The sequence below is a fragment of the Patescibacteria group bacterium genome (assembly GCA_041675205.1).
In the GTDB taxonomy this organism is placed as follows: domain Bacteria; phylum Patescibacteriota; class Patescibacteriia; order GWA2-46-9; family GWA2-46-9; genus JBAYUF01.
Window position 1 is genome coordinate 1 of record JBAYUF010000035.1, and the last position, 2645, is coordinate 2645.

Here is a 2645-nt window from a genome sequence, read left to right on the forward strand (position 1 = left end):
CACGGGTGATACAGTTGCCAGCATGGACATATGCAACTGAGTTTATCAACCGGACGAACCCTGGCGCAATCGCAGAAATCGGCGCAGCGTTTATAACCGTAGATAACGGAGAATATGAGGTGACTAAATTCAAAGTGCAACCAGAGGCTACAAAATGGGTAAAAGCATAGAGGTCAAGGCGAATATGACAGAACGGGATATTACTACTCAATTACTTGACGAATTGGTAGATGCAGCCCTGCCGGTATTAGAGGATGGCGAGGTAACTGCCAAGATGCTAGAAGCGAAGGGAGTACCATACCAGCGGGCGGTCACGGTACTCAAAAACAAAGTCGCAACCGGCGAGATGACACAGCGGGCGGTTTATAATCCTATCAGCCAACGAAAAGAAATCGCATACAGAAAAAAGGAGTAACAGATGATAACTGAAAAGCAACTGAAAGAGTGGCGGTATTACCTGACACTCAAAGACGCAGGCGAGATGGTTCGGCGGGTTGCACCAATCGCAATCCCTAAACTGCTTGACGAGGTTGAGAGCCTGCAATACCAACTAAAAGCAGCAATCGCGCGTGTGGCAGAATTGGAGGACGGGCAGTCAACCCGCCGGATGCGAAAGGATAAGGACAGCGAATAATGGGAGATTTACGGCACGATGCAACCATCACGATTGACGACCTTAAGAAAAAAATAACAGAACTTGAAAAGAAATTGAAAAAAGAAAAAAAGAAACGCAAAGAAGCCGAGGCTGCAAGTTTGCACTGGATGGCACAGTATTACCAAGCGATAAGGATGCGGATGCCGCGATGACAAAAAAGAAAGAAAAAAAAGAATATTCAGACGCGACTTTTATGCCAGGAGGCATTTGCCCTAAATGTTTTGATGAAAAAATAGCGAGAGAGTTTGGGCATGTTGAGACCAATACTATCGAACTAAACCTACTGATAGCAATCATGGTAATTGGTATCGCGTGTTTAGTTACTATCCTCTATGTGGCTATAAAAATGATGATTGCGTAACAATATAACTATCACCCCTACAACCTAACCGCCCCTAACAAGGGCGGTTTTGCTACCCCACGTTCCTATCGGAGGGCGGTATATGTTATCATGACATAAGACACTACATTCAGGAGATAAACCATGTACCCATTCTGGAAATCGCGTAAATTCTGGTTAGCCGTATTCGGCGTCATTCAAGCCGTTGTGCTGCACTACCTTGCCGTGCCTGATGAAATCTGGCAGTCAATCGTATTGCTCGTCATGGCACTAATCGGCGGTATTGCGTTGGAAGATGCAGGGCAAAAAGCCGGCGGCGGATAGCATGGAAGTCACCGCAGCCCCCATCGTAGCGTGGCAGCAAGCTGCGGTTATCATCCTGTTTATCATATTTTTAGGCGGCGTGTTCGGTTTTCTGCGCTGGATCCTAAACTGGACAAGCAAGATGACCCGCGAAATGCACAGCGAGTGGCAAGCGTTCCTACGTGAGCAGGGGCGCGTCAACCAGGCGTCAATGTGCGAAGTTGTAGAAGCCCTGAAAGAGTTAGGGCTGAAAATTGACGCGCATGACGAAAAGGTAGAAGAGCGTATTACCAGAGCCGTTGACGGGGTGACAAAGCAACTCCCTTCTCAACGTGGCAAGCGCACCTGATGTACCGCCAGTGGTATCTTCACGAGGTAACACACGACAGCACCCCGTGTTGGTACACAGGGCAGGTGATTATGGGTATGCAGGTGTTGTGGAAACGTCATGGCGGATGATGTTACTTTTTTAGCGTCATTCCCGCCGATACAATCTGCTATAAAGATTGACGGCAATGGAGGCGCAAGGATTCAACTTGACGTACCTGAAACAGAAGTCGGCAACTTCATCCGCGCAATGATGTGGAGAGGTATGCGACTAAAAATAACCATCTCTGTTTTACAAGACGAAACAAAGGGACATGGCGACAAAAGGGAAAACAAACAATCCAAGTGGGCGACCACCGATTAAGCACGCGCTAACAGAATCGTTGCGCCGTGCTTTATCGCGTATGGTTGACGTGGACGGCAAGCGCGTAAACGGTAAGCAGGTATTAGCCAACATGGTTGCTGATTTACTACTCACGGGCGCGGTTGTGTTCCCTGACGGCAAGGCAATACAGGTATCACCAAAAGACTGGTTAGATACAATGCGCTGGGCATATCAGTATTTAGAGCCACCCATTACCAAACTAGAACACGGCGGCGTTGACGGAGACCCGCTAAAAATCGTTGTCGAATATGCAAACAGTTCATATCCAGTTACCGACATACCACCAGAGCCAGGCGGAGATAGCACGTAGCCTGACACGATTCAACGTGCTGGACTGCGGGCGTAGGTGGGGCAAGGATGTTATATCACGCAACTGGATAGTGGAGGGCATGTTAGCAGGCAGTCCGTGCGCGTGGTTTGAGCCTACCTACAAAGAGGCTAATCGCAACTGGCGCTGGTTCGTGGACAAGTTGAAGCCGGTCACAAAGAGCAAGAACGAAGTACATAAGCAATTAGAGCTAATAACCGGCGGAAGCCTGACAATGTGGAGCATTGACACGGGTGCTGATGCAGGACGCGGTAATCACTATAAGAAGGTTGTCATCAACGAAGCGGCGATGATACCGAAATTGGAA

Annotated in this window: 9 protein-coding genes; all 9 read left to right on the forward strand. The window is 48.4% G+C overall.

The annotated features are described in order from the left end of the window. The first annotated feature begins 184 nt into the window (after positions 1–184). Positions 185–415 carry a hypothetical protein gene (locus WC052_06180; protein ID MFA7287223.1) on the forward strand — a complete coding sequence of 77 codons (231 nt, stop codon included), beginning with the start codon at positions 185–187 and terminating at the stop codon, positions 413–415. 3 nt (positions 416–418) lie between these two features. After that, positions 419–634: a hypothetical protein gene (locus WC052_06185; GenBank protein ID MFA7287224.1), complete on the forward strand. Its 216-nt coding sequence runs from the start codon at positions 419–421 to the stop codon at positions 632–634. Continuing rightward, entirely contained in the window at positions 634–807 is a 174-nt protein-coding gene (locus WC052_06190) for a hypothetical protein (protein MFA7287225.1), read from the forward strand. The genes WC052_06185 and WC052_06190 overlap by 1 nt, the downstream gene beginning before the upstream one ends. Next, positions 804–1016, forward strand: coding sequence for a hypothetical protein (locus tag WC052_06195; protein ID MFA7287226.1), 213 nt, complete (start codon positions 804–806; stop codon positions 1014–1016). Before WC052_06190 ends, WC052_06195 begins: the two co-directional genes overlap by 4 nt. A gap of 123 nt (positions 1017–1139) precedes the next feature. Beyond that, positions 1140–1319, forward strand: coding sequence for a hypothetical protein (locus WC052_06200; GenBank protein MFA7287227.1), 180 nt, complete (start codon positions 1140–1142; stop codon positions 1317–1319). Next, positions 1291–1647: a hypothetical protein gene (locus WC052_06205; GenBank protein ID MFA7287228.1), complete on the forward strand. Its 357-nt coding sequence runs from the start codon at positions 1291–1293 to the stop codon at positions 1645–1647. Before WC052_06200 ends, WC052_06205 begins: the two co-directional genes overlap by 29 nt. A 99-nt stretch (positions 1648–1746) precedes the next feature. Further along, the gene (locus WC052_06210) at positions 1747–1989 is read left to right on the forward strand and encodes a hypothetical protein (protein ID MFA7287229.1); all 243 of its coding nucleotides are present in this window, start codon (positions 1747–1749) and stop codon (positions 1987–1989) included. After that, positions 1940–2320: a hypothetical protein gene (locus WC052_06215; GenBank protein MFA7287230.1), complete on the forward strand. Its 381-nt coding sequence runs from the start codon at positions 1940–1942 to the stop codon at positions 2318–2320. Before WC052_06210 ends, WC052_06215 begins: the two co-directional genes overlap by 50 nt. 79 nt (positions 2321–2399) lie before the next feature. After that, a partial coding sequence (locus tag WC052_06220) for a hypothetical protein (protein ID MFA7287231.1) occupies positions 2400–2645 on the forward strand: 246 nt, incomplete at its 3' end.